The sequence below is a fragment of the Halobacillus sp. B23F22_1 genome (assembly GCF_043497005.1).
Taxonomy (GTDB): Bacteria; Bacillota; Bacilli; order Bacillales; family Halobacillaceae; genus Halobacillus_A.
On the sequence record NZ_JBIEKE010000002.1, the window covers coordinates 28,808 to 49,696 of the forward strand.

General features: G+C 39.5%; 19 protein-coding genes and 1 other annotated feature. Of the genes, 11 read left to right on the top strand and 8 right to left on the bottom strand.

Going from position 1 to position 20,889, the window contains the following annotated elements; all coding sequences use genetic code 11:
* Positions 1 to 68 precede the first annotated feature (68 nt).
* Genes ccpA through motS form a run of 3 tightly spaced genes read left to right on the top strand, consistent with a single transcriptional unit; the run spans position 69 to position 2,728 of the window.
* Positions 69 to 1,070 carry a catabolite control protein A gene (gene ccpA / locus ACGTNH_RS07885; RefSeq protein ID WP_394586195.1) on the top strand — a complete coding sequence of 334 codons (1,002 nt, stop codon included), beginning with the start codon at positions 69 to 71 and terminating at the stop codon, positions 1,068 to 1,070.
* 49 nt (positions 1,071 to 1,119) lie between these two features.
* Entirely contained in the window at positions 1,120 to 1,947 is an 828-nt protein-coding gene (gene motP, locus ACGTNH_RS07890) for a flagellar motor protein MotP (RefSeq protein ID WP_394586196.1), read from the top strand.
* The gene (motS, locus tag ACGTNH_RS07895; protein WP_394586197.1) at positions 1,937 to 2,728 is read left to right on the top strand and encodes a flagellar motor protein MotS; all 792 of its coding nucleotides are present in this window, start codon (positions 1,937 to 1,939) and stop codon (positions 2,726 to 2,728) included. The genes motP and motS overlap by 11 nt, the downstream gene beginning before the upstream one ends.
* Before the next feature lie 43 nt (positions 2,729 to 2,771).
* Here the strand turns inward: motS and ACGTNH_RS07900 are convergent, their stop codons facing one another.
* From ACGTNH_RS07900 to ACGTNH_RS07915, 4 genes are all read right to left on the bottom strand, one after another.
* Positions 2,772 to 3,947 (bottom strand): acetoin utilization protein AcuC, encoded by a 1,176-nt coding sequence (locus ACGTNH_RS07900; RefSeq protein WP_394586198.1) that lies wholly within the window; start codon positions 3,945 to 3,947, stop codon positions 2,772 to 2,774.
* Positions 3,944 to 4,591 (bottom strand): acetoin utilization AcuB family protein, encoded by a 648-nt coding sequence (locus ACGTNH_RS07905; protein ID WP_394586199.1) that lies wholly within the window; start codon positions 4,589 to 4,591, stop codon positions 3,944 to 3,946. The genes ACGTNH_RS07900 and ACGTNH_RS07905 overlap by 4 nt, the downstream gene beginning before the upstream one ends.
* 2 nt (positions 4,592 to 4,593) lie before the next feature.
* Entirely contained in the window at positions 4,594 to 5,244 is a 651-nt protein-coding gene (locus ACGTNH_RS07910; protein ID WP_394586200.1) for a GNAT family N-acetyltransferase, read from the bottom strand.
* Between the two features lie 160 nt (positions 5,245 to 5,404).
* Positions 5,405 to 8,509, bottom strand: a complete 3,105-nt coding sequence (locus ACGTNH_RS07915; protein ID WP_394586201.1) for a transglycosylase domain-containing protein — start codon at positions 8,507 to 8,509, stop codon at positions 5,405 to 5,407.
* Positions 8,510 to 8,628: 119 nt separating this feature from the next.
* Positions 8,629 to 8,838: a binding site (T-box leader), on the top strand.
* A 48-nt stretch (positions 8,839 to 8,886) separates the two neighbouring features.
* On the opposite strand from ACGTNH_RS07915, the gene tyrS reads away from it, so the two are divergent.
* On the top strand, positions 8,887 to 10,158 hold the full coding sequence (gene tyrS, locus ACGTNH_RS07920; protein ID WP_394586202.1) for a tyrosine--tRNA ligase: 1,272 nt from the start codon (positions 8,887 to 8,889) through the stop codon (positions 10,156 to 10,158).
* A 61-nt stretch (positions 10,159 to 10,219) separates the two neighbouring features.
* On the top strand, positions 10,220 to 10,471 hold the full coding sequence (locus tag ACGTNH_RS07925) for a hypothetical protein (RefSeq protein ID WP_394586203.1): 252 nt from the start codon (positions 10,220 to 10,222) through the stop codon (positions 10,469 to 10,471).
* An 89-nt stretch (positions 10,472 to 10,560) separates the two neighbouring features.
* On the opposite strand, the gene rpsD is transcribed toward ACGTNH_RS07925, so the two are convergent.
* Complete coding sequence (gene rpsD, locus ACGTNH_RS07930) at positions 10,561 to 11,163, bottom strand: 30S ribosomal protein S4 (protein WP_394586204.1); 603 nt, start codon at positions 11,161 to 11,163, stop codon at positions 10,561 to 10,563.
* Between the two features lie 255 nt (positions 11,164 to 11,418).
* Positions 11,419 to 11,898 (bottom strand): free L-methionine (R)-S-oxide reductase MsrC, encoded by a 480-nt coding sequence (gene msrC / locus ACGTNH_RS07935; RefSeq protein ID WP_394586205.1) that lies wholly within the window; start codon positions 11,896 to 11,898, stop codon positions 11,419 to 11,421.
* Between the two features lie 120 nt (positions 11,899 to 12,018).
* Here msrC and refZ point away from each other — a divergent pair, with 120 nt between their 5' ends.
* Entirely contained in the window at positions 12,019 to 12,624 is a 606-nt protein-coding gene (gene refZ / locus ACGTNH_RS07940) for a forespore capture DNA-binding protein RefZ (RefSeq protein WP_394586206.1), read from the top strand.
* Here the strand turns inward: refZ and hisJ are convergent.
* A complete protein-coding gene (hisJ, locus tag ACGTNH_RS07945; RefSeq protein WP_394586207.1) occupies positions 12,611 to 13,414 on the bottom strand; it encodes a histidinol-phosphatase HisJ in 804 nt (267 codons plus the stop codon). The genes refZ and hisJ overlap by 14 nt on opposite strands.
* Before the next feature lie 159 nt (positions 13,415 to 13,573).
* On the opposite strand from hisJ, the gene ezrA reads away from it, so the two are divergent.
* From ezrA to ACGTNH_RS07970, 5 genes are all read left to right on the top strand, one after another.
* Positions 13,574 to 15,265 (top strand): septation ring formation regulator EzrA, encoded by a 1,692-nt coding sequence (gene ezrA / locus ACGTNH_RS07950; RefSeq protein ID WP_394586208.1) that lies wholly within the window; start codon positions 13,574 to 13,576, stop codon positions 15,263 to 15,265.
* Between the two features lie 10 nt (positions 15,266 to 15,275).
* Positions 15,276 to 15,605 carry a hypothetical protein gene (locus tag ACGTNH_RS07955; RefSeq protein ID WP_394586209.1) on the top strand — a complete coding sequence of 110 codons (330 nt, stop codon included), beginning with the start codon at positions 15,276 to 15,278 and terminating at the stop codon, positions 15,603 to 15,605.
* Between the two features lie 123 nt (positions 15,606 to 15,728).
* Positions 15,729 to 16,871, top strand: coding sequence for a cysteine desulfurase family protein (locus ACGTNH_RS07960; RefSeq protein WP_394586210.1), 1,143 nt, complete (start codon positions 15,729 to 15,731; stop codon positions 16,869 to 16,871).
* Positions 16,871 to 18,076, top strand: a complete 1,206-nt coding sequence (gene thiI, locus ACGTNH_RS07965) for a tRNA uracil 4-sulfurtransferase ThiI (protein ID WP_394586211.1) — start codon at positions 16,871 to 16,873, stop codon at positions 18,074 to 18,076. The genes ACGTNH_RS07960 and thiI overlap by 1 nt, the downstream gene beginning before the upstream one ends.
* Before the next feature lie 63 nt (positions 18,077 to 18,139).
* Positions 18,140 to 19,729: an amidohydrolase gene (locus tag ACGTNH_RS07970; protein ID WP_394586212.1), complete on the top strand. Its 1,590-nt coding sequence runs from the start codon at positions 18,140 to 18,142 to the stop codon at positions 19,727 to 19,729.
* Between the two features lie 252 nt (positions 19,730 to 19,981).
* Here ACGTNH_RS07970 and ACGTNH_RS07975 read toward each other — a convergent pair whose 3' ends face one another.
* A complete protein-coding gene (locus ACGTNH_RS07975) occupies positions 19,982 to 20,785 on the bottom strand; it encodes an NAD kinase (RefSeq protein WP_394586213.1) in 804 nt (267 codons plus the stop codon).
* Between the last annotated feature and the right edge of the window lie 104 nt (positions 20,786 to 20,889).

Consider the following 20,889-nt stretch of genomic DNA (forward strand, 5'->3'; position numbering starts at 1 on the left):
ACGAGTACAACTATCGTATGATTATTTTATTAACATGTCGTCAATCGATTGACGAAGGAGGAAGAAGTATGAATGTAACAATATATGATGTAGCAAGAGAAGCAAATGTATCAATGGCAACAGTTTCCAGAGTAGTCAATGGAAATCCGAACGTAAAGCCAGCCACAAGAAAAAAAGTCCACGAAGCTATAGAACGCTTAGGATACCGTCCAAACGCAGTTGCCAGAGGACTGGCTAGTAAAAAAACAACTACGGTGGGTGTCATCATTCCCGATATTTCCAGCATCTTTTTTGCGGAATTGGCAAGAGGAATTGAAGATATTGCAACCATGTATAACTATAATATTATTTTAAGTAACTCGGACCAAAACAAAGATAAAGAGTTGCACCTGATCAATGCGATGCTGGGCAAACAAGTAGACGGTCTTGTGTTTATGGGTGGGAAAATAACTGATGATCATACCCGTGAATTTAAAAATGCATCGGTTCCTGTTGCGTTAGCAGCAACGATTGATGAGTCTGGAGAAACACCTTCTGTTAATATTAATTATGAGCATGCTGCTTATGAAACAACAGAACTGCTCCTTTCCCACGGTCATAAACGGGTAGGCTTTGTATCTGGTCCTGAAAATACAGAAATTAACACTCAAAAACTTGAAGGATATAAAAAAGCTTTACGTGATCAGGGGATAGATGTAGAAGAAGCGCTTATTACCACAGGAGACTATTCCTATGATTCAGGGCTGGAAGCCTTTGATCAGCTTTGGAGCTTGCAAGATAAGCCGCAAGCCGTTTTCGTAGCTTCTGATGAAATGGCATTAGGTGTAATCCACGGGGCGCAGGATAACGGATTAAATGTTCCTGAGGATATTGAAGTGTTTGGGTTTGATAACACTCGTTTAGCTACAATGGTCCGTCCAACTTTATCAACAGTTGTTCAGCCTATGTATGATATTGGGGCTGTAGCGATGAGACTGCTAACGAAGTTTATGAATAAAGAAGAAGTAGAAGAACAAAATGTAACTTTACCACACCGAATTATTGAAAGAAACTCAACTCGTAACAATTAGTGCCGATATAAATACTGTAATGGTATTTGTGAATCGGGGAGAGAGTTGAATGAGTAAAAGAGATTTCTTAACTCCAATAGGGATTACTCTTGGATTTATTATGGTGATGTTCGGGATATTGACCAATGCTGGATTAGATGGCGTTACTTCTTTTATTCAAGTATCGTCCATTGTGATTGTACTAGGCGGGTTAATAGCTGCACTTTTAGTAAACTTTAACGTAAATGAAGTCAAGCTAACGTTCAGAGTAGTTAGAGAAGCTTTTAAAAAAAGTGATATGAATATCAAGGAATTAATCCAATTGTTTGTACGATTATCTGAGAGAGCTCGACGAGAAGGTTTACTAGCTCTTGAAGCTGAGCTTGAGGAAGTTGAGGATCCTTATATAAAAAAAGGAATCCTGCTAGCGGTGGATGGTATTGAACCTGAAGTCATCAATGACATTTTAAGTGCTGAGATTACTGCTTTAGAAGAACGTCATTATAAAGGTCGTACGATTATTGAAAAGGCAGGGGAATTTGCACCCGCATGGGGGATGATTGGGACGCTCATCGGTCTCGTTCTTATGCTGCAATCTTTAACAGATCCCGAAACCCTTGGGCCTAAAATGGCTGTGGCTCTTCTTACAACTTTATATGGAACACTGCTTGCTAACCTGGTGTTTCTTCCAATGGCAGGCAAACTAGCGAACAAAACGGATGAAGAGATTTTTGCTAAGCAAGTTATTATTGAAGGGGTAATTGGTGTTCAATCCGGTCAGAACCCAAAGCTTTTAGAAGAGAAGTTGAGTGCTTTTCTATCAGAAGAGGATAGACTTGTCCCAGAGGATCTTATAGATGAAGAGGAACAAGTAAAGGAAGCAGCCAATGAAGCTTAAAAGGAGACATCGGCGCAGTTCGAAAGGCTCTCCAAAATGGATGACTACTTACGCGGATATGATTACTCTGATTCTTGTGTTTTTTATCTTACTTTTTTCCATGTCACAAATTAACTTAGTGAAATTTGATGCAGTAGCCGAATCGTTTAGAAATCAGATGATCTTTGATTTCTACCCTTCACCAATTGAAAATGAGAACCCAACGCAGCAATCAAAGATTGAAGAAAAGGGCGAAGAGAGTAACGAATTTGACGAACCTGTTGAGGCTGCAGATAGAGAGAAAGAAGAAGCAGCTGGCGATGAAGAAATGGGAAATTCCGACTTAGATGAACTCGTTGAAGAAGTTGATGAGTTCCTTGAGAGCAATGATTTACAGGATATTATCTCTGCTACTCGAACTGACCGAGGTGTGGTTTTAGTTTTGCAGGAGCAATTGTTGTTTGAAACAGGGGAAGCGGATATTTTACCGTCGGGCGAACCATTCTTAACAAAAGTAGGACAACTGTTAGAAAACATACCTAATCATGTAAAAGTAGAAGGCCATACTGATAATCGGCCAATTTCTACGATTCAGTACCCGTCCAACTGGGAATTATCTGGAGCTCGGGCGGGAAGTGTTATTCGGTTTCTAACTACAAATACTGATCAATTAAACGGGGAAAGAATTTCAGCTGCTGCCTATGCTGATACTCGCCCTGTTGCTTCTAATGACAACGAAGAGAATTATAGAAAAAACCGACGAGTAGAGATCGTTATTTTAGACCCTGATTATTCCTCGTAAATGACAAAAAAGACTCCCGGAGAGGGAGTCTTTTTTGAATGTATTAACGAGAAGAGTCAAACTTTTTTTGATTATGAATAAATTGCATACAACTGTTCAAGATCTTTTTATTTTTTTCAGTGATCTCTTGTTTTCTAGGGATCTCTTTATAAGCCTGCTCAGGATCTTGCCATTCACCAGGTAGCTCTACTGGCGATTGTTTTTGCCACTCTGTTACCCATTCTGCAGGCAGCTTCCCGGAGAACGGTTGTCCCGTAGCCATCACTTTCCATACTTGAGCCCATGCTCGAGGAACCACTCGCCAGATGTCGTAGCCTCCGCCCCCTAATGCTACCCATCTGCCTTCACAAAATTCATGAGCTAATTCATGAGCAATAGCTGGAATTTGCTCATATATTTTCATCGTTGAACATAGGTGGGTTAACGGATCCAAGAAATGAGCATCAGCCCCGTTTTGAGTAATGATAATGTCTGGTTGAAAATATTCAACAATCTCCCTGAAAGCGTATTCATATAGTTCTAAAAAAGATTCATCTTCTGTAAAGGCATCAATAGGTAAATTAAAAGAATAACCATAGCCTTTTTTGAGACCTCTTTCATTTACGTTCCCCGTGCCTGGAAATAAATATCGGCCAGTTTCATGAATGGAAAAGGTACAAACGTTAGGGTCATCGTAAAATGCCCACTGAACCCCATCCCCATGGTGAGCATCTGTGTCCACGTAGAGAACCTTGAAGTCAGTATGTTCTCGAATATACTTTATACCTACAGCACCATCATTATAGATGCAAAATCCAGAGGCTTTTCGTTCAAAACCATGATGCAATCCGCCGCCTAAATTTAAGGCGTGGTCGGAATGACCTTTAATAACCGAATCAATAGCACTAAGTGTGCTTCCCACTAGCAAAGAAGAAGCTTCGTGCATTCCTTTAAACATAGGAGTATCTTCTGTCCCTATCCCATACTCTAACCCTTCATCTTCCGTTAATCCATTACGGCTGGCTCTTTTTACAGCATCTACATATTTCGAACTGTGAAAAAGTTTAAGCTCATCCTCTGTAGCTATTCTCGGCTCTAGTAATTGTTCTTTACTCAAAACTTTCTCTTTCTCAAGCAAATCTTTCGTCATCAACACTCTTAGTTGGTTAAACGGATGATCATCACGAAACTTATAGTTTATGAAGTCATCTGCGAATACAAATTTAGAGGAACAATTCATGGGGTCATCCCCGGCATCTTTGGCCAGAGGACTTCATATCCGTCCTCTTTAAGATCTTCAATGGTAGGTAAAGGGTTCATGGTCTGAATGCGAATGACGATAATTTTATATTGAGCGTCTGGCTTATAAGGGTAGATAAGAACAGAGCTGATATTCACTTTACGTTTTCCGAATACTTGCATTACTTGAGGAAGCATACCAGGTTTATTGAGGACTTTAATCTCAATTTGAGAGCTTTGTACATGAGTCCCGGTGAGTTGAATTAAAGTATGCAGCATATCTTTTTCAGTTATGATGCCGACGAGCTCTTCATTTTTAGTTACAGGAACACATGCTATTTCATGTTCATAAAAGATAGACGTTACTTCTTCTACAAAATCAAGAGGATGTACAGTAATAACGGGACTAGTCATAATCGTTTCAATTGGTTTTTTCAACTGGCCACCTTCAGAGATCTCATCTAATATTGAGGGGCTTGCATCCCTTACATCTCGATCCGAGACGATACCAATGACACAGTGGTTATAATCAACAATAGGGATATGCCGAATATGATGCTGGTTTAATAATTTTAAAGCCGTTTCAATGGAGTCTGAAGGAGTTAATGTAATTACGTCTGTCTTCATCACTTCTTCTACTAGCATTATTATTCCCCCTTCACTTTCCGGTATTGATTTCTCGTTAAAAATCTAAGTTCGTCAAACTGCTCAATGGATGATCGAGGGACATTTTCACCTATTCGTACCATTAAACAATTGGCAGGGTGAGAAATAATTTCGGGATCATCAGTTGGGGAAGGGGTTAGTCCGCCTGCACCCATCATTTTTTCCATAACGCGACGATAATCCCAAATACTTAATTTTGTTCCTTTTAAATCCCAGTGCCAATAGTACTCTGTAGAGATAATAATGTAATTTTCCATGAATGGGTCCAGCATAGATAATTCTAAAATCCTAGAACCTACACGGAATCCACGGAATTCGGGGACAACTTCAATCGCACCCAGCTCGATCAAATTATCCATATTACCTTCAGACCATCTTTCCATAGGATCAGGGTGGAGATAGGTAACATACCCTACTATCATCTGTTCATGAGTAGCTACTATAATTCTGCCTTCTTCAAATTCTGCAATACTTTTTAAAGCTTCGAATTGTTTAGCAGGAGGGCGAAAAGCATTTAGATCTTCATGAAAAGTATACTCGGATAGCTGGTCTGCTGATAAAGGACCCTGAATAGTCATAAATCCATAATCTGTTTCAAATGTTCTTTCATTAAAGTTTTTTTTATGTTCCATAGTGTCACCACCTATTTGGAAGATGAGAGCTTCATAGTTTTCATTATACATGAATACGAACGATTTTAAATTATCTAACAATAGAAAACTCCAGCCTTATATAAAGGGCTGGAGTTTATTTTTTATCTCAACTAAAAGTTATTAATCTTCATGAAATTTTTTATTCATCACCGCCGGAATCATCACCGCCGGAATCATCACCGCCGGAATCATCACCGCCGGAATCATCACCGCCGGAGTCATCACCACCGGAGTCATCACCACCGGAATCATCACCACCGGAATCGTCACCACCGGAGTCATCACCACCGGAGTCATCACCACCGGAGTCATCACTGCCGGAGTCATCACCACCGGAGTCATCACTGCCGGAGTCATCACCACCGGAGTCATCACCACCAGAGTCATCACCGTCGGAATCATCACCACTGCTGGAATTGTCTCCGCTAGTACTGTTTTCATTAGAATTATCTTGGTCAGAATCATTTTGTTCTGACTCTCCTGGGTTACCCACTTTAGTAGAAGAGGAGAGACTGGATGATTCTCCAAAGTAATCTACAGCACGGACTGCATAGATCCCATCATCTCCAGAAAAGTCATAACTCGTACCTCTCGTGCTTCCAATTCGTGAGAACGAGCCATTTGGTGAGGATGCGCGATATACTCGATAACCCACAACATCATCACTGGAAGAGTGGGACCAACTGATGGTCGATGAATTAGCTGATACTGATCCAGGAGCCGCTGGGCTTTCTCCATCATTTTCTACTTCATCACTTGATGCATTTGAACCCTCTCCAGATGGGAGAGCTACATTGTCCCACGCGCCTGAATCCGGTATTAAATGTTCTAGAGTTTCAGAAGAATCATAGTCATTCTCCTCAAGAAAGTCAGGCTTTATAACTACGCCGCCACCTTCATCAATAATAAACTCACTTGGCGTATTGTTGCCTGCAGGATATATATCTCCTTTTATTTCGACAAAGTCCCCATCCATCAAACTGTCATCTTCTTCAGAAGGAGCAAACTTAGAAATGTACATATCACTCTTAGACAGCCCTACTGATTCACATAAATCGGAGGCTAACAGTCCGGAAGTTTCACAATACGAACGTGTAACTATTCCATCGGGTTGTTCGAAATCACCCTCAGGAATCATAAGATCAGGTCTTACTTCTGATACGGCATTTACTATTTGAGCCCATAAGTCTGTATTTCTTCGGCTATACCCATTACGGCTTAACTGCTCCTGGAAGTCATAACCCATCCATGAACTCATAGTAACGTTAGGGTTCGTGGCAACAAACCACGCATCTTTATACTCTTGTGAAGTACCGGTTTTACCGGCCCAATCTACACCAGGGTTAGATAAGCGTCCTGGAACAGAGGATGCTGTACCAGAATCCAGGACATCCCGCATCATGTCAAGCGTCAAATAGGTTGCTTGAGGGCTGAAAACTTCCTCTTCTTCTGTTTCGTGTTCATAAAAAGTTTCTCCTTCTTTTGTTTCAATTCTTTCGATTATATAAGCGTCAACAAACTTACCGTTGTTACCAAAAGTCGCATAAGCGTTCGTGTTTTCTTCAACAGTAATTTCTGCTGAACCTAAGACTAACGATGGGTTGGTGTACTGGTCGTTGTTTAGTGAGGTAATCCCCATTTTATCTAAATATTTCTCGGCAGGATTTTCATCAATTATTCGCATATAAGCCTGAACTGCTGGAATGTTAGAGGATTCGGTTAATGCTTGGCGGGCAGATGTGAATCCTCCATAACCACCTCCGTAGTTTTTAATATCCCCTCCACCAGGATATTCATAAGGGACATTAGCAAAAACAGAGCCAGGATGTATTTCTCCTATATCAATACCTGGACCGTAACCTACTAATGGTTTCATCGTACTACCAGGAGATCGTTTTGCTTGAGTAGCATGATTTAACTCTTGTTGATGAAAGTCACGTCCTCCAATAAAACCAATAATTTTCCCAGTGGAGTTTTCGATTAGTGTGCTACCTACTTGTACGGGAATTTGAGTATCGACAAATTCACCTTCTTCATTTTGAACCGAGACAGTGCGGTCGGCTCCATAATTATTGTAATTGTCTTTAACTTCCTGCATCACATCATATACTTCTTTATCTACAGTTGTATGAATCTTGTACCCGCCTGAACTTAGTTGACGTTCAGCTAAGGCTTCGTATTCACTATTTAACTCTTCATCTTCAGCAAGATCTTCCATAGAATCTCCGTTTTCCTCTGCAAGTTGTTTAATCATTATGTCTTTAGCTCTTCTTTGAACTTCGTCTGTAAGGTAAGGATATTCGTCTCTAGATTTACTCTTGGGTTCAGCTAAACTATCTATTAAATCAAACTCTAGAGCTTCTTCATATTCTTCATCCGTAATGTAGTCTGCATCATGCATCCGACTTAATACATCTTCCATACGATTTAAGCCAGCTTGAAGTTCTTCTTCAGATTTAATTTCACCATTGTTTAAAAACGGAGTATAGCTAAAAGGGTTTTGTGGGAGACCTGCAATAAAAGCTGCTTGAGGTATAGTTAGCTCGTCAGGATTAATTCCGAATATTCCTTCAGCTGCTGTTTGAGCACCTGCTATGTTATCTCCGTTTGCGTTTCGGCCAAACGGTACGATATTTAAGTAGGCTTCCAAAATATCGTCTTTTTCAAAAAACTTTTCTACTCGCATGGCTATAAGTATTTCTTTTGCTTTACGCTCAAAAGATACTTCGTTTGTTAAGATTTGGTTTTTAACAATTTGCTGAGTGAGTGTACTGCCTCCGGTTTTTACCGAAGAGTTGGTTGCTTCTTGTACAATCGCTCGAAGAACGGCTTTAGGCACGACCCCATCATGTGTATTAAAATATTCGTCTTCAGTAGCAATCACAGCATTCGTTAAATTTTCACTAACATCACTAAGTGCTACTTCATCTCGGTAAAGGTCTGTTTGCACATCCCCGAGCAGCTCTTCATTGGCGAAATACACTTCAGAAGTTTCTTCGTAGTTGTAAATCTCTTCAGCCATGTCAGCCTGACTTCTTGTTGGTTCATCTTTGACAAGAGAAGCAAAATACCCTGCTCCGACTCCTCCGGCAAAAAATAATCCGATAATACCTATAATGATAAAAAATAAGATCACATTCCAGGCTACTTCATAACTGATTCTACTGTTCTTTTGGATTTTGCCACTTTGCCATAGTGCCTTCCAATCGACTTTATTTCGACCATTTTTTGGGTTGTTTGTCATTGCAAAACCTCCTAAATTCCACATTATATTATAACATACCCCATGGCTTACGGACATGATTCGATATAAAATCTGTTGCTTTTTGAAAAGGATTGTGCTAATAATAAAATACAGTTTAAGATAGAGCGATGAATGATTGCAGTAGGTAACTATTCCCTGTTTCAGAGAGCTGACGGCTGGTGAAAGTTGGCACATATTAGTTATTGAAGTACGGTCAGGAGCATTCTTCTGGTATGAATCAGAAGACGGTGTTATACCGTTATCAATTTGAGCGGCATAGGTTTATCTATGCAATCAGGGTGGTACCGCGACAAGACCTCGTCCCTTTTTAGGGAGAGGTCTTTTTTGTATGAAAAAATGAAGGAGTGCTTAGAAAAATGGATTTTTTACAGGATTTAGAAAAAAGAGGGTTAGTCAATCAAATAACCGATGAAGAAGGGTTGAGGAAGCATTTAACAAAGAATCAAGTCACTCTTTACTGTGGATTTGATCCAACAGGGGACAGCTTGCATATTGGACATTTATTACCCGTTTTATTGCTGAAAAGGTTTCAACAGGCAGGACATCGCCCTATTGCACTTGTAGGTGGAGGGACAGGGATGATCGGTGATCCTAGCGGCCGTTCAACGGAACGTCAACTTAACTCTGCCGAAGTTGTTCATCAATACAGTGAAAAGCTAAAAGGTCAATTAGCAAAGATTCTGAACTTTGATCAAGGTGAAAATGCAGCTGTTGCTCGTAACAATTACGAATGGCTGTCTGAAATGACAATTATTGACTTTCTCCGGGATACCGGGAAACATTTTGGAGTCAATTACATGCTGGCTAAAGACTCTGTTGAGTCACGCATTGAAAGTGGAATTAGCTTCACTGAATTTAGTTACATGATTCTTCAGTCGCTGGATTTTCAGAAGTTAAATGAGAAGGAGAATTGCACGCTTCAAATTGGTGGAAGTGATCAATGGGGAAATATTACGGCAGGCTTAGAACTTATTCGACGTTCTGCGGCTGGAGAAAAAGAGGTAGAAGCTTACGGACTGACTATGCCTTTAATTACAAAAGCGGACGGCTCAAAATTCGGTAAAACTGCAGGAGGCGCGATTTGGCTGGACCGAGATAAAACCTCACCTTATGAATTTTACCAATTTTGGATTAATGCAGATGACCGGGACGTGATTAAATTCCTTAATTACTTTACATTCTTGGGTCATGAAGAGATAGATGAACTTAAGAAAGAAGTAGAAAGTCAGCCTGAGAAGAGAGTAGCACAGAAACGTTTAGCTGAAGAAATGACTAAGCTCGTTCATGATGAAGAAGCATTAACACAAGCTGAAAAAATTTCAGCAGCTTTATTTAGTGGGGATATTAAGCAACTAACGGGGGATGAGATAGAACAAGGCTTCAAAGATGTTCCTGCTTTTGACACAGACACAAAGGATGCAGCTCTTATTGAACTGCTAGTCGAGGCTGGTATAGCTTCTTCTAAGCGCCAGGCTCGTGAAGATATTAAGAATGGAGCAGTTTATATCAATGGTGAGCGAAACCAAGATTTAAATCATTCCATTACAAAAGAAGACCGTATAGAGGATCGCTTTACCATTATTCGTCGCGGTAAGAAGAAATATTTCCTTATACGCTTCTCATCATAATCAGAAAATGAAAAGCCGAATGTAACGTTACATTCGGCTTTTTTATGCTTATACGAAGAGAATGGTTAAATACCGCTTGGCAACGATTAACAATTATATTTATTTAGATACGTGTGACAATATAAAGGCTCCGGCAAAAAAGTGTGAGGAGGATATTCAAATGAAAAATAATATTCAATGGTTGCCGCTTGTAGCATCTGTAGGAATAGGTGCAGCAACGTATAGTATGATGACAGGTCAATCAAATCAGCTGACTAGTGTAGTACAGAATGCGGCTAAAATGGCTGGCGGTTTCCAACAAAACTCACAATAAACATGGGATCAGCTTTTACAGCTGTTTGATCTCATGAAAAAACCCCTCGCAGGCAAAGAACCTTTGAGGGGTTTAATAACATTTTTTTATTAACGAGAGTAGAATTCAACGATAAGAGCTTCGTTGATTTCAGCAGGAAGTTCAGAACGCTCAGGGTAACGAGAGTAGGAACCTTCACGCTTTTCATCATCAAAAGTAAGGTATTCAGGTACGAAGTTATTAACTTCAACTGCTTCCTGAACGATGTCTAAGCTTTGAGATTTCTCACGAAGACCAATAACCTGACCAGGCTTCACACGGTAAGATGGGATGTCTACACGTCCGCCATCTACAGTTACGTGACCGTGGTTTACTAGCTGACGAGCTTGTGGGCGCGTACGAGCTAAACCTAAACGGTAAACTAAGTTATCCAGACGAGATTCAAGAAGAATCATGAAGTTCTCACCGTGGATCCCTTTCATATTGCCTGCTTCTTCGAAAAGACGACGGAATTGACGTTCAGTCAATCCATACATAAAACGAAGCTTCTGCTTCTCTTGAAGTTGAAGTCCGAATTCAGATAGTTTTTTACGTTGATTTGGACCATGTTGTCCAGGAGCGTAAGGACGCTTGTCAAGCTCCTTACCAGTTCCGCTTAAAGAAATGCCATAACGACGTGATTTTTTCCAGGTAGGACCTGTATAACGTGCCATAGGTATTTCCTCCTTTTATTTTATTTTGCATAAAATAAAAACAGTGTGTTCCTGATAACGCTGCACATTTTATTTTCATGCACCATCGCTCCAGCAGCAGAGAGTTACACGATGCACCTCACGTTAAGAGGAATAAAATGAAAACAGTCGCCGGTTTCACATAGGCTGCCATTTATTTTACACAAAGGCTATTATATAAGATTCTTTTAGTTAAAGTCAAGAGGAAATAAAAAACGAGCAGGCAGACTGCTCGCATTATAAATGTTTTTCTAAAGTTTTTGCAAATTCAATGAGAGAGGATTCATCCACTTCATCAAATCGTCCTACTGAAGGACTATCAATGTCTAAAACACCATAAACTTTACTATTTTTAAATAAAGGCACGACAATTTCCGACTGGCTTGCAGCATCGCAAGCAATATGTCCTGGGAAAGCATTGACGTCTTCGATCCGCTGCGTTTTACCTTCAGCTACGGCTGTGCCACAGACACCTCTACCTGAGGGAATTCTTACACAAGCCGGGAGGCCTTGAAATGGACCGAGAACTAACTCATCCTGTTTCCAAATATAGAACCCTACCCAATTAACATCCTCCAAAAATTGATTTAGAAGTGCAGAGGCGTTAGATAAGTTAGAAATTTCATCAGGTTCTCCATCAAGTAAAGCATCGAGCTGTTTAATTAGTAATTGATATTGCTCTTCTTTTGATCCTTTATACTGTTCTGCTTGAAACATAATAAAGTCCTCCTCAAATTTTTCGACAAGATATTTGCTGTATTGTCGGGAATTGGTGAACGATTCTTAAAGGTATCGAGCGAAATACAACGAATCCTCCATATAGGGAGGAATCCAATTATGAACCGTGAAATGAATACAAGGCAAAGGGTGTTGGATGTTTCTTGTAGTTTGTTTTATAGCAATGGGTTTAACGGTACTTCTGTCAGGGATATTGCCAAAAAGGCAAAAGTTAATGTTTCGTTGATTCATTATTACTTTAAAAGTAAGCAAGGTCTGTTTGAATCTTTAGCCATTCAATACTTCGAGCCTTATTTAGAAATGCTTGAACATGAAGTGCAAGGTCCATCTGAAACAGATTTACAACAGTTAATTAAAGGAATTCTACATTATAAACAGGTTCATTATCAACTTTCTTGTTTAGTTTATAGGGAGTTATCTTTAAATACCACTTTTGCCAAAGAAATGCTCGTGACATATTTGGCGAAAGAGAACCATTTACTTGCTCAAATTCTATTTGACAAGCATACAAAATTTGAACTTACGTATCGGGAGAAATTAGGGCTGTTACAATTCAAGGGTTTATTAAATGTACCTCATATGATGCCTCAAGAATTTGAGGGATTATATTTATCGGAAGAATCAGTTCATCATTTTATTCAAACGTATGCGGAATTAATGAAAAAACAAGATTCTGTTAAATTGAAGCCTGTTACCTCACTATAAAACTCTGTTTCAATTCAGAATAACCTTGTTTTAATTGATTTGGATGATGTGCATCCGATCCATACACTAAAGGAATCTTTTTTGAAGAAGCAAGGGCTGCGATAGATAAAGGCGGATAAGATTCATGGCAATAGGACTTTTTTGCCCCCGCTCCATTATAATCGAGGCTCATCCCTTGCTTCTTTACTGTGTCTAAAAATAAAGAAGCTGAGTGATACCAGTTTTCAGGCGGGTCATATAGAAGTTGGAACTTTTTGATAAGTGTCATATGACCGATGCGGTTAGGTTTGTGCGGGCCTAGATCAGCAAGAGCAGATTGCTCCATTGCTTGGTAATAGAGGTCATAGAGCTCTTTTATAGAGCCGGAAGCATCAATAGCTTCTTTAAACATCTCAGGACTATAGTCAATGCAATACCATTGCCCGCCCGTTTTTAAAAAATGAACGGAAAGTATACTATCATCGATATAATCCCCATAATCATCTAGAAAAGATGTTATTTCATCCTCAAACCCCTTTATATAATCGACTTCAAAACCTAGCCGAATATCGATGTCGGAATTATAACTTTCCTTTAGTTGATGGATCGTTTTGATATAGTCCTCGACATCATTGGAGCGCATAGCACTGTCTTGATCAGGCACTGGATCTATAAATGATGGAGGCAGGGGTGCATGCTCCGTAAATGTCATGGATGAATACCCTAATGTGAGAGCCCTGTTGACGTAAGCTTCTAAAGGTTGGTCAGAACCGTGTGGGCAATAGGGAGTATGTATATGGCCGTCGTTCATGACGAAATTCTCCTTTCTAACTTGAATTTAATGTCAATCTAATAATTTATTTGAAATATTTTAGCCAAATAGGTCTCTCTCATGGTATCATAATAGACAACTAAATTTAATTTTGGACGATAGAAATTTACCATTGTTGATTTTGTAAGGAGGCTGTCTATGAGGTACGTTATTGGGGGCATTTTAATACTGATTGCTCTAATTATCGTTGGCTTAATTTGGCGAAAAAAAGTGTACGATGAAGTCGATAGACTCGAAGGCTGGAAGATGGATATTATGCATCGGAATGTCTCGGATGAATTGTCGAGAGTGAAGGCTCTCAATCTCTCAGGTGAGACACAAGAAAGATTTGAATCTTGGCGGGACCGTTGGGATCAAATCCTAACAAAAGAATTGCCTGACTTGGAAGAAGATCTGTTTGATGCTGAAGAAGCAGCGGATCGATACCGTCTTACAAAAGTAAAAAAGGTATTAAACGATACAGAACAAAAGTTACATCGAATTGAAGAAGACATTGCGAATATGCTTAAAGAGCTTGAAATGCTTTTAGATTCTGAAAAAAGCAGCCGTATGGAAATAGAAGCAATTGAACCTGAATTAAAAGAGCTTAGAAGAACACTCTTACATAGCCGCCATCAATATGGAAAAGCTGCTACAATATTTGAGGCACGGATGAAAAACCTGGAAGTGAACTTAAAAGAGTATGAAGAACTTGTAGAACAAGGTAATTACTTAGAAGCTAGTGAACTTGTGAAGACCATCCGGGGAAAATTAGAAATCGTCAAAGAAGAGGTAGCTCATTTTCCTGAACGTTATAAGAAAACTCATAAAGAGCTTCCAGAGCAACTTGATGAACTTCTTAGCGGTTTAAAAGAAATGGAAGAGGACGGATATAGGATCCAGCATCTGGGTTACCAGCCACAAATTGAAAATTATAAAGAGCAATTAAAGCATAATGTAGAGAGACTGGAAAAAGGGGATCAAGAAGACGTACAACAATTGATTGATGAGTTAGAGCCACGTATACAGGAAATGTATCAGTCACTAGAAAAAGAAGCCCTGGCTCACAGCTATGTAGATCAGCAGCACCCATCTTTAAAAGGTCTTTTGGAAGACTTAGAAGAAGTGATGAAATCAACCAATGATGAGCTAGATGATTTGCACATGACTTATCAGATGGAAAACGAAGATCAAGAAGTTCATCACAATATTGTGCAAAAAATGACACAGCTGAAAAAGAAATACTTAAGCTTCGATAAGAAACTAAATGATAATAAAACATCATACACAGAACTTAGAAGTGACTTAGATGTGATGGTGAGTGAACTCGAAGATCTAAAAGAAAGCCATCAGCTGTTTAGTGAGAGAATTCAAACGTTACGCAGTGATGAGATTGAAGCTAAAGCAAAGCTTGCTGAATTGGAACAAATTATAAATGATACAGATCGACGCCTGCGAAGAAGTAACTTGCCGGGAATACCAACTTTATTCTTTGAGGGTATGCAGCAAGCAAGCCAGCATATAGAGGATGTATTTGAGAGCTTGGAAAAACAACCCTTAGATATGAATGAAGTGCATGAAAAACTTGATGCTGCTGTTTCTCAAACCGAAGAAGTAAACGAACAAGCAAAACAATTGTTATACCAAGCGAACTTAGCGGAGCGTGTTATCCAATATGGAAATCGTTATCGCAGTCAGTACCCCTTAATTGCTGCACGATTGATGGAAGCAGAAAACGACTTTCGAGCCTATCGTTATGAAGAGGCACTAGAGCGAGCTTCTTCGGCTATAGAAGAGATAGATCCTGGCGCACTAAGTAAGATTGAAAATAAAGAAGAAGTTCCTGTTTAAGGTGAATTAAATGAAAAAATCGATTATTTCAATCCTGGCAGGCGCAGCCATTGTAATTTGGACCACGACGATCCTCATTTATGTTACAAGCGGTAAGGAAGTTAGTGAGAGCGGCAATCTTAGTCAAGCGTACACTCCGTCTTTCCTGGATCGAAGAGATGTGAATGTTCATTATGTTGCTTTAACTGAAGAAGACAATGAACATGAAGTGAATACCGTCATTGGGAAGCACCTGTTAACAGATGATTGGGTTACAGATATGAGATTGGACGGGAAAGTTAGTATTGATACGCTCTTAAATGCTTTAGATATAGGCAGCCCTAGTTTAGAAAAAGAATAGTAAAGAAAAAATGAGAGCTAGTATTCTTTAGGGAATACTAGCTCTAAATGTAGAAATGGACGTCTCCATGCAGTATGTGATAAGATGATGGACTGCTATGGAATGATTAAAGGAGTTACCTTAATGATATATTTTGATAATAGTGCGACCACTCGCCCTTTTCCAGAAGTGATTGATGTTTTTAAAAAAGCAGCCGCTCAATATTTTGCCAATCCTTCTTCTCCTCATTATTTAGGAGCTGAAGCAGAGCGTCTTTTAGAGCACACAAGAAAAAAGATTGCGGAACAATTAAAGGTAAAGTCGAATGAAGTTATCTTTACTTCTGGAGGGACTGAAGGGAACAACCTGGCTATAAAAGGGATTGCTCTCGAGCATCAAGGTAGAGGGAGACATGTAATTACAACTCAAGTTGAGCACCCTTCTGTCATTGAAGCTTTAAAAGGGTTGGAACGGCTAGGCTTTGAAGTTACTTACATTCACGTAGATCGTTATGGATATGTAAATCCATTAGATATAGAGAGGGAAATTCGTGATGATACTATCCTGATAAGCGTTATGTCTGTTAACAATGAACTTGGCACTATCCAACCTATTGAAGAAATTGCGAAAATAGCAAAACGTCATCCTAAGCTATATTTACACGTGGACCACGTACAAGGTGTAGGAAAGGTCCCTTTATCTCTCGAGGAAATTTCTATTGATTTATTAACAGTATCAGGCCATAAAATACATGGTCTAAATGGGACAGGGGTACTGTTTGTGAGAGAGGGTATAAAGTTATTTCCTCTTTTTCACGGCGGGGGCCATGAAAATAACCGACGTTCCGGCACAGAAAATGTTGCTGGAATGGTGGCTTTTGGAAAAGCTATGCGCTTAATTGCAGAAAAGGAAAGAGATCACGTAAATGACCTTAAAGGGATTCGAGAAGAATTAATCTCTCGGTTGGAACAAATGAATGAGGTTATTGTTAACTCTCCTCAGGAAGGGGCTCCCCATATATTAAATATATCAGTTCCTGGGGTTAAGCCTGAAGTAATGGTCCATGCCTTAGCTGAAAAAGAAATTTTTATTTCTACTAAGTCTGCCTGTTCTTCAAAACGACCGGATGTCAGTTCTGTGTTGCAAGCTTGTAATCTAAGGGAACATGTTACAACATCTGCTCTTAGAATTAGCCTATCCTATCAAAACGATCGTTCTGAAGTAGAACCATTTATGAAATCCTTTCAACAAGCGGTACATTACTTAAAAGGTAAAGGAGAAAAATGATGAAGTTTGATTCTATATTAATTCGCTATGGGGAAATGGCGATCAAAGGCAAAAATCGAAAATATTTTGAACGAAAGCTCCAAGATCACCTTATAAAGAAATTAAGTCAGCAATTTACTTACACCCGGGTGAGAAAACAAAGGGACCGGATGTATGTGTTGTTAAATGGAGAGGACCCTCATAAAGTGATGCAGGAGTGCCAGCAAGTGTTTGGTATTCACACTTTATCATTTGCAATTAAGGTTGAAAAAGAAGAACAAGCTATTAAAGATGCTGCCCTTTATGCTTTTAATGATGACCCAGAAGCTAACACATTTAAAGTTTCCTGTCGAAGAGCTGACAAAACTTTTCCCATAGGTTCTCAAGACTTAAACTACAAGATAGGAGGCCACATTCTCGCTAATACAGAGAGTGTGACAGTGGATGTACATCATCCCGATGTAGAAATAAAAATAGAAGTAAGAAATGATGCTGCTTACATTACAGCTCAGGATTACCCTGGGGCCGGCGGATTACCTGTTGGAACTTCTGGCCAATCGCTGCTCATGTTATCAGGTGGAATAGATAGTCCTGTAGCAGGGTATTTAATGATGAAAAGAGGGGTACAATTAGAAGCTATCCACTTTCATTCCCCTCCTTTTACGAGTGATCGAGCGAAACAAAAAGTTTTAGATTTAGCCGCTGAGCTAGCTAAGTATGGACATCGGATTAACGTTCATATTGTACCTTTTACTGCACTTCAGCAAAAAATTCATAACGAAATTCCTGAGGGTTACAGTATGACAGTAATGCGCAGAATGATGTTGAGAGTTAGTGAGAAAATTGCCGCCGAAAGAAACATCTTATCTATGACGACAGGGGAAAGCCTGGGACAAGTCGCAAGCCAAACCATGGAAAGTATGAATGCGATAAATGAAGTAACCAATTACCCAGTGATTCGTCCTCTTGTAACTATGGATAAATTGGATATTATAAGTATTTCTAAGCGTATTAATACTTATTCTATTTCTACTTTACCCTACGAAGATTGTTGTACTATTTTTGTCCCGAAAGCTCCCAAAACTAAGCCGACTAGAGAAAACTCAAGCTATTACGAGTCTAACGTAGAATTTGAGGAAGAAATTTTAGAAGCTGTACGTAAGACGAAAATCGTAGAAGTAAGAGCGGATGAAAAAGCAGATACGGATTTTGAAGACTTACTTTAGCCTGCTATTTTCGGGTGGATTTTTTATAACAAATTGTGTTGCCAGAGAAGGGAGATGCGCTTAATGGAGCTATGGTATGGTGGTAAGATTTATACTATGAAGAATGAAGGGGACTGGGTGGAAGCTGTTGTTACGAAACAAGGCAATATTGTAGCAACTGGAAGCACGCAGGATTTATATGCTGCCTATAAAAAAAGTATAAAGGTTGAACACGATTTAAAAGGGGCGGTCATGTATCCCGGATTTACGGATAGCCACCTTCATATTATTGGTCATGGAGAACGGTTAATGAGACTAGACCTCTCTTTTTTAAAATCAGCTGAAGAGGTATTACAAGCCCTGCGTCAACATGCTGAGCAGCTAATGCCAGGAGAATGGATTATAGGGGACGGTTGGAATGAAAATCAGTGGGAAGACAAGCGGGTAATACATAGAAAGGAATTGGATCAGGTGTCCAGCGAACATCCGATGATGCTTACACGTGTCTGCCGCCATGCTTTGTTAGCTAACTCTAAAGCCATGGAATTAGCTGAAATAACTAAAGCTACCCAAGACCCCCAGGGGGGAGTAATCGTTAAAGACGAAGAAGGTCAACCTGCCGGATATTTTTTGGATCAAGCCCAAGAATTAATCAAGCAAGCAATGCCCGAGGTAACTCCTGAATATTTGTCGCATGCAACAGAATTGGCCATACGCGACATGCATGCTTTTGGTCTCGTAGGAGGACATAGTGAAGATTTAAATTACTATGGAGGGTTTAAGAAAACGTTAGACGCTTACAAAAAAGTTATTGATGGAGATAAAATAAAATTTCGTGCTCATTTGCTTGTCCATCATGAAGTGGTGGAAGATATGGACAAGGAACGACTTGGTTTTAAGAAAGGAAATGATTTTGTGGAGCTTGGGGCCATGAAAATTTTTTCTGATGGAGCGCTTGGGGGAAGAACTGCGTGGTTGGCTGAAGATTATGCAGATGATCCAGGCAATAAAGGGGTGGCGATCCATTCTACTGAGGAGCTTAAGAAGCTTCTGAAGAAGGCTAGAGAACGAAATATGCCCGTAGCTGTTCATGCTATAGGTGATGCCGCTGCTGAAGCAGTAATAGGTATGATTGAAGCCCACCCATTGAAAACGGGCGAAAGAGATCGGCTGATCCATGGGCAAATATTAAATCCATCCCTTATTCAGCGATTGCAAAAATTAAATATCATTTTAGATATCCAGCCTACATTTGTTTCTTCTGATTTTCCATGGGTGATTGAACGATTAGGCCACATTCGATTGAAGACCTCCTATTCATGGAAAACATTATTAAATTCAGGGGTCGTATGCGCAGGAGGGTCTGACGCTCCGATTGAAGAAATTAACCCTTTGCTAGGCATTCGGGCTGCAGTTGATCGTCGATCCAGCTATGATAACGAATCTTATCAGACTGAGGAACGATTATCTGTTTATGAAGCCATTGCTCTCTATACAACGGGGAGCGCTTATGCCATTGGAAAAGAAGATTCTCAAGGCATTATATCAGAAGGATACAAAGCAGATTTTACCGTCTTAGATCGTGATTTATTTCAGCTGAAACCTTACGAACTAGCTGAGGCTACGGTTACAATGACAATTGTAGACGGAGAGATTATGTATCAAAGATTTTAAAAAACGATGTTGAAATATAAGTAAAGCAATAATACCAATAATCGAACATTCATATAAACGCAGATTTTAACGTAGCCATAATGTGAATACTGCTGTTGGAAGAGCACGAGTCGAGGATCCCAGCAGAAAAGCTAAGTATTTATGGCGGTGGGGCGTATATTCGATTAAATATAAATAATCCGAACTGATTTTAATAGAAACGTCCGGATTATTTTATGCTTTACTAAGTTTTGTCCCAGAATGGTTATTTTACTATAAAAAGGTACGCTGGACGCGTTCCCAATATGAGTTATTTTTAAGCTTAACAGTTTTGACTTGCTGGTCGCTTAATTTGACAGTCACATCTTGAATATTCCTTATCGAGTGTGCTTCATTATCCATGCCGATAATAGGAAAGTCATTACCATCTTGAATGACTTTTAATTTTAACGTTCGTTCAGCACCTAAGATGAAAGGCGACCCAAGTGTACGGTAGCGGTTATTATTTAAGGAAGCTAGTTCGCTTACTTGGAAGCAAGGAATCTTAGGGTCCACAACTGAACCGTTAATGGACTTGTTATATCCAGTACTTCCAGTTGGTGTTGCTACAATTAAACCGTCTCCACGAAAAGTTTCAAAATGAATGTCATCAATATAGACGTCAACCACAATGGATTTAATTAAGGTAGAACGAACGCTGCATTCATTTAAGCAATGAAAGCTATATTCGTCGTTCACTCTAGCTTCAATAATAGGGAAGCGGCGAACTTCTAATTCGGCATTGAGCATAGAGTCGACCATTTCATTAAAGTTATTTAAGTTAAAATCACAATATAAACCAGCTTCATCTTCGCTGCGGACTCCCACATATAAACAATCCTGACGAAACCCCGTCTTGCGAACAGCTTGTAAGAAAGTGCCGTCTCCACCTACTGCAATAATAATATTTGCATCTTTCGGTTCTTCCACAATCTCGAAGTTGTTTTCCAGAGCTAAATCAAATAAAGGTTTTAATTGCTCGTTTAATTGATCATTAGGGTGATAGTAAAAATATAAGTTTCTACGGTCATTAGACATTTCAAAACCTCCTGTTAACGATTTCATGGTTGTATTTTATCATTTCATAACGTGAATAGATAGCACGGATCATTTAGCTGGACAAACTAACGAACTTCTCATAT

Coding starts and splice junctions, on each gene's coding strand:
- ccpA (WP_394586195.1), top strand. CDS start 69: ATGAATGTAACAATATATGATGTAGCAAGAGAAGCAAATGTATCAATG.
- motP (WP_394586196.1), top strand. CDS start 1,120: ATGAGTAAAAGAGATTTCTTAACTCCAATAGGGATTACTCTTGGATTT.
- motS (WP_394586197.1), top strand. CDS start 1,937: ATGAAGCTTAAAAGGAGACATCGGCGCAGTTCGAAAGGCTCTCCAAAA.
- ACGTNH_RS07900 (WP_394586198.1), bottom strand. CDS start 3,947: ATGAATTGTTCCTCTAAATTTGTATTCGCAGATGACTTCATAAACTAT.
- ACGTNH_RS07905 (WP_394586199.1), bottom strand. CDS start 4,591: ATGCTAGTAGAAGAAGTGATGAAGACAGACGTAATTACATTAACTCCT.
- ACGTNH_RS07910 (WP_394586200.1), bottom strand. CDS start 5,244: ATGGAACATAAAAAAAACTTTAATGAAAGAACATTTGAAACAGATTAT.
- ACGTNH_RS07915 (WP_394586201.1), bottom strand. CDS start 8,509: ATGACAAACAACCCAAAAAATGGTCGAAATAAAGTCGATTGGAAGGCA.
- tyrS (WP_394586202.1), top strand. CDS start 8,887: ATGGATTTTTTACAGGATTTAGAAAAAAGAGGGTTAGTCAATCAAATA.
- ACGTNH_RS07925 (WP_394586203.1), top strand. CDS start 10,220: ATGGTTAAATACCGCTTGGCAACGATTAACAATTATATTTATTTAGAT.
- rpsD (WP_394586204.1), bottom strand. CDS start 11,163: ATGGCACGTTATACAGGTCCTACCTGGAAAAAATCACGTCGTTATGGC.
- msrC (WP_394586205.1), bottom strand. CDS start 11,898: ATGTTTCAAGCAGAACAGTATAAAGGATCAAAAGAAGAGCAATATCAA.
- refZ (WP_394586206.1), top strand. CDS start 12,019: ATGAACCGTGAAATGAATACAAGGCAAAGGGTGTTGGATGTTTCTTGT.
- hisJ (WP_394586207.1), bottom strand. CDS start 13,414: ATGAACGACGGCCATATACATACTCCCTATTGCCCACACGGTTCTGAC.
- ezrA (WP_394586208.1), top strand. CDS start 13,574: ATGAGGTACGTTATTGGGGGCATTTTAATACTGATTGCTCTAATTATC.
- ACGTNH_RS07955 (WP_394586209.1), top strand. CDS start 15,276: ATGAAAAAATCGATTATTTCAATCCTGGCAGGCGCAGCCATTGTAATT.
- ACGTNH_RS07960 (WP_394586210.1), top strand. CDS start 15,729: ATGATATATTTTGATAATAGTGCGACCACTCGCCCTTTTCCAGAAGTG.
- thiI (WP_394586211.1), top strand. CDS start 16,871: ATGAAGTTTGATTCTATATTAATTCGCTATGGGGAAATGGCGATCAAA.
- ACGTNH_RS07970 (WP_394586212.1), top strand. CDS start 18,140: ATGGAGCTATGGTATGGTGGTAAGATTTATACTATGAAGAATGAAGGG.
- ACGTNH_RS07975 (WP_394586213.1), bottom strand. CDS start 20,785: ATGTCTAATGACCGTAGAAACTTATATTTTTACTATCACCCTAATGAT.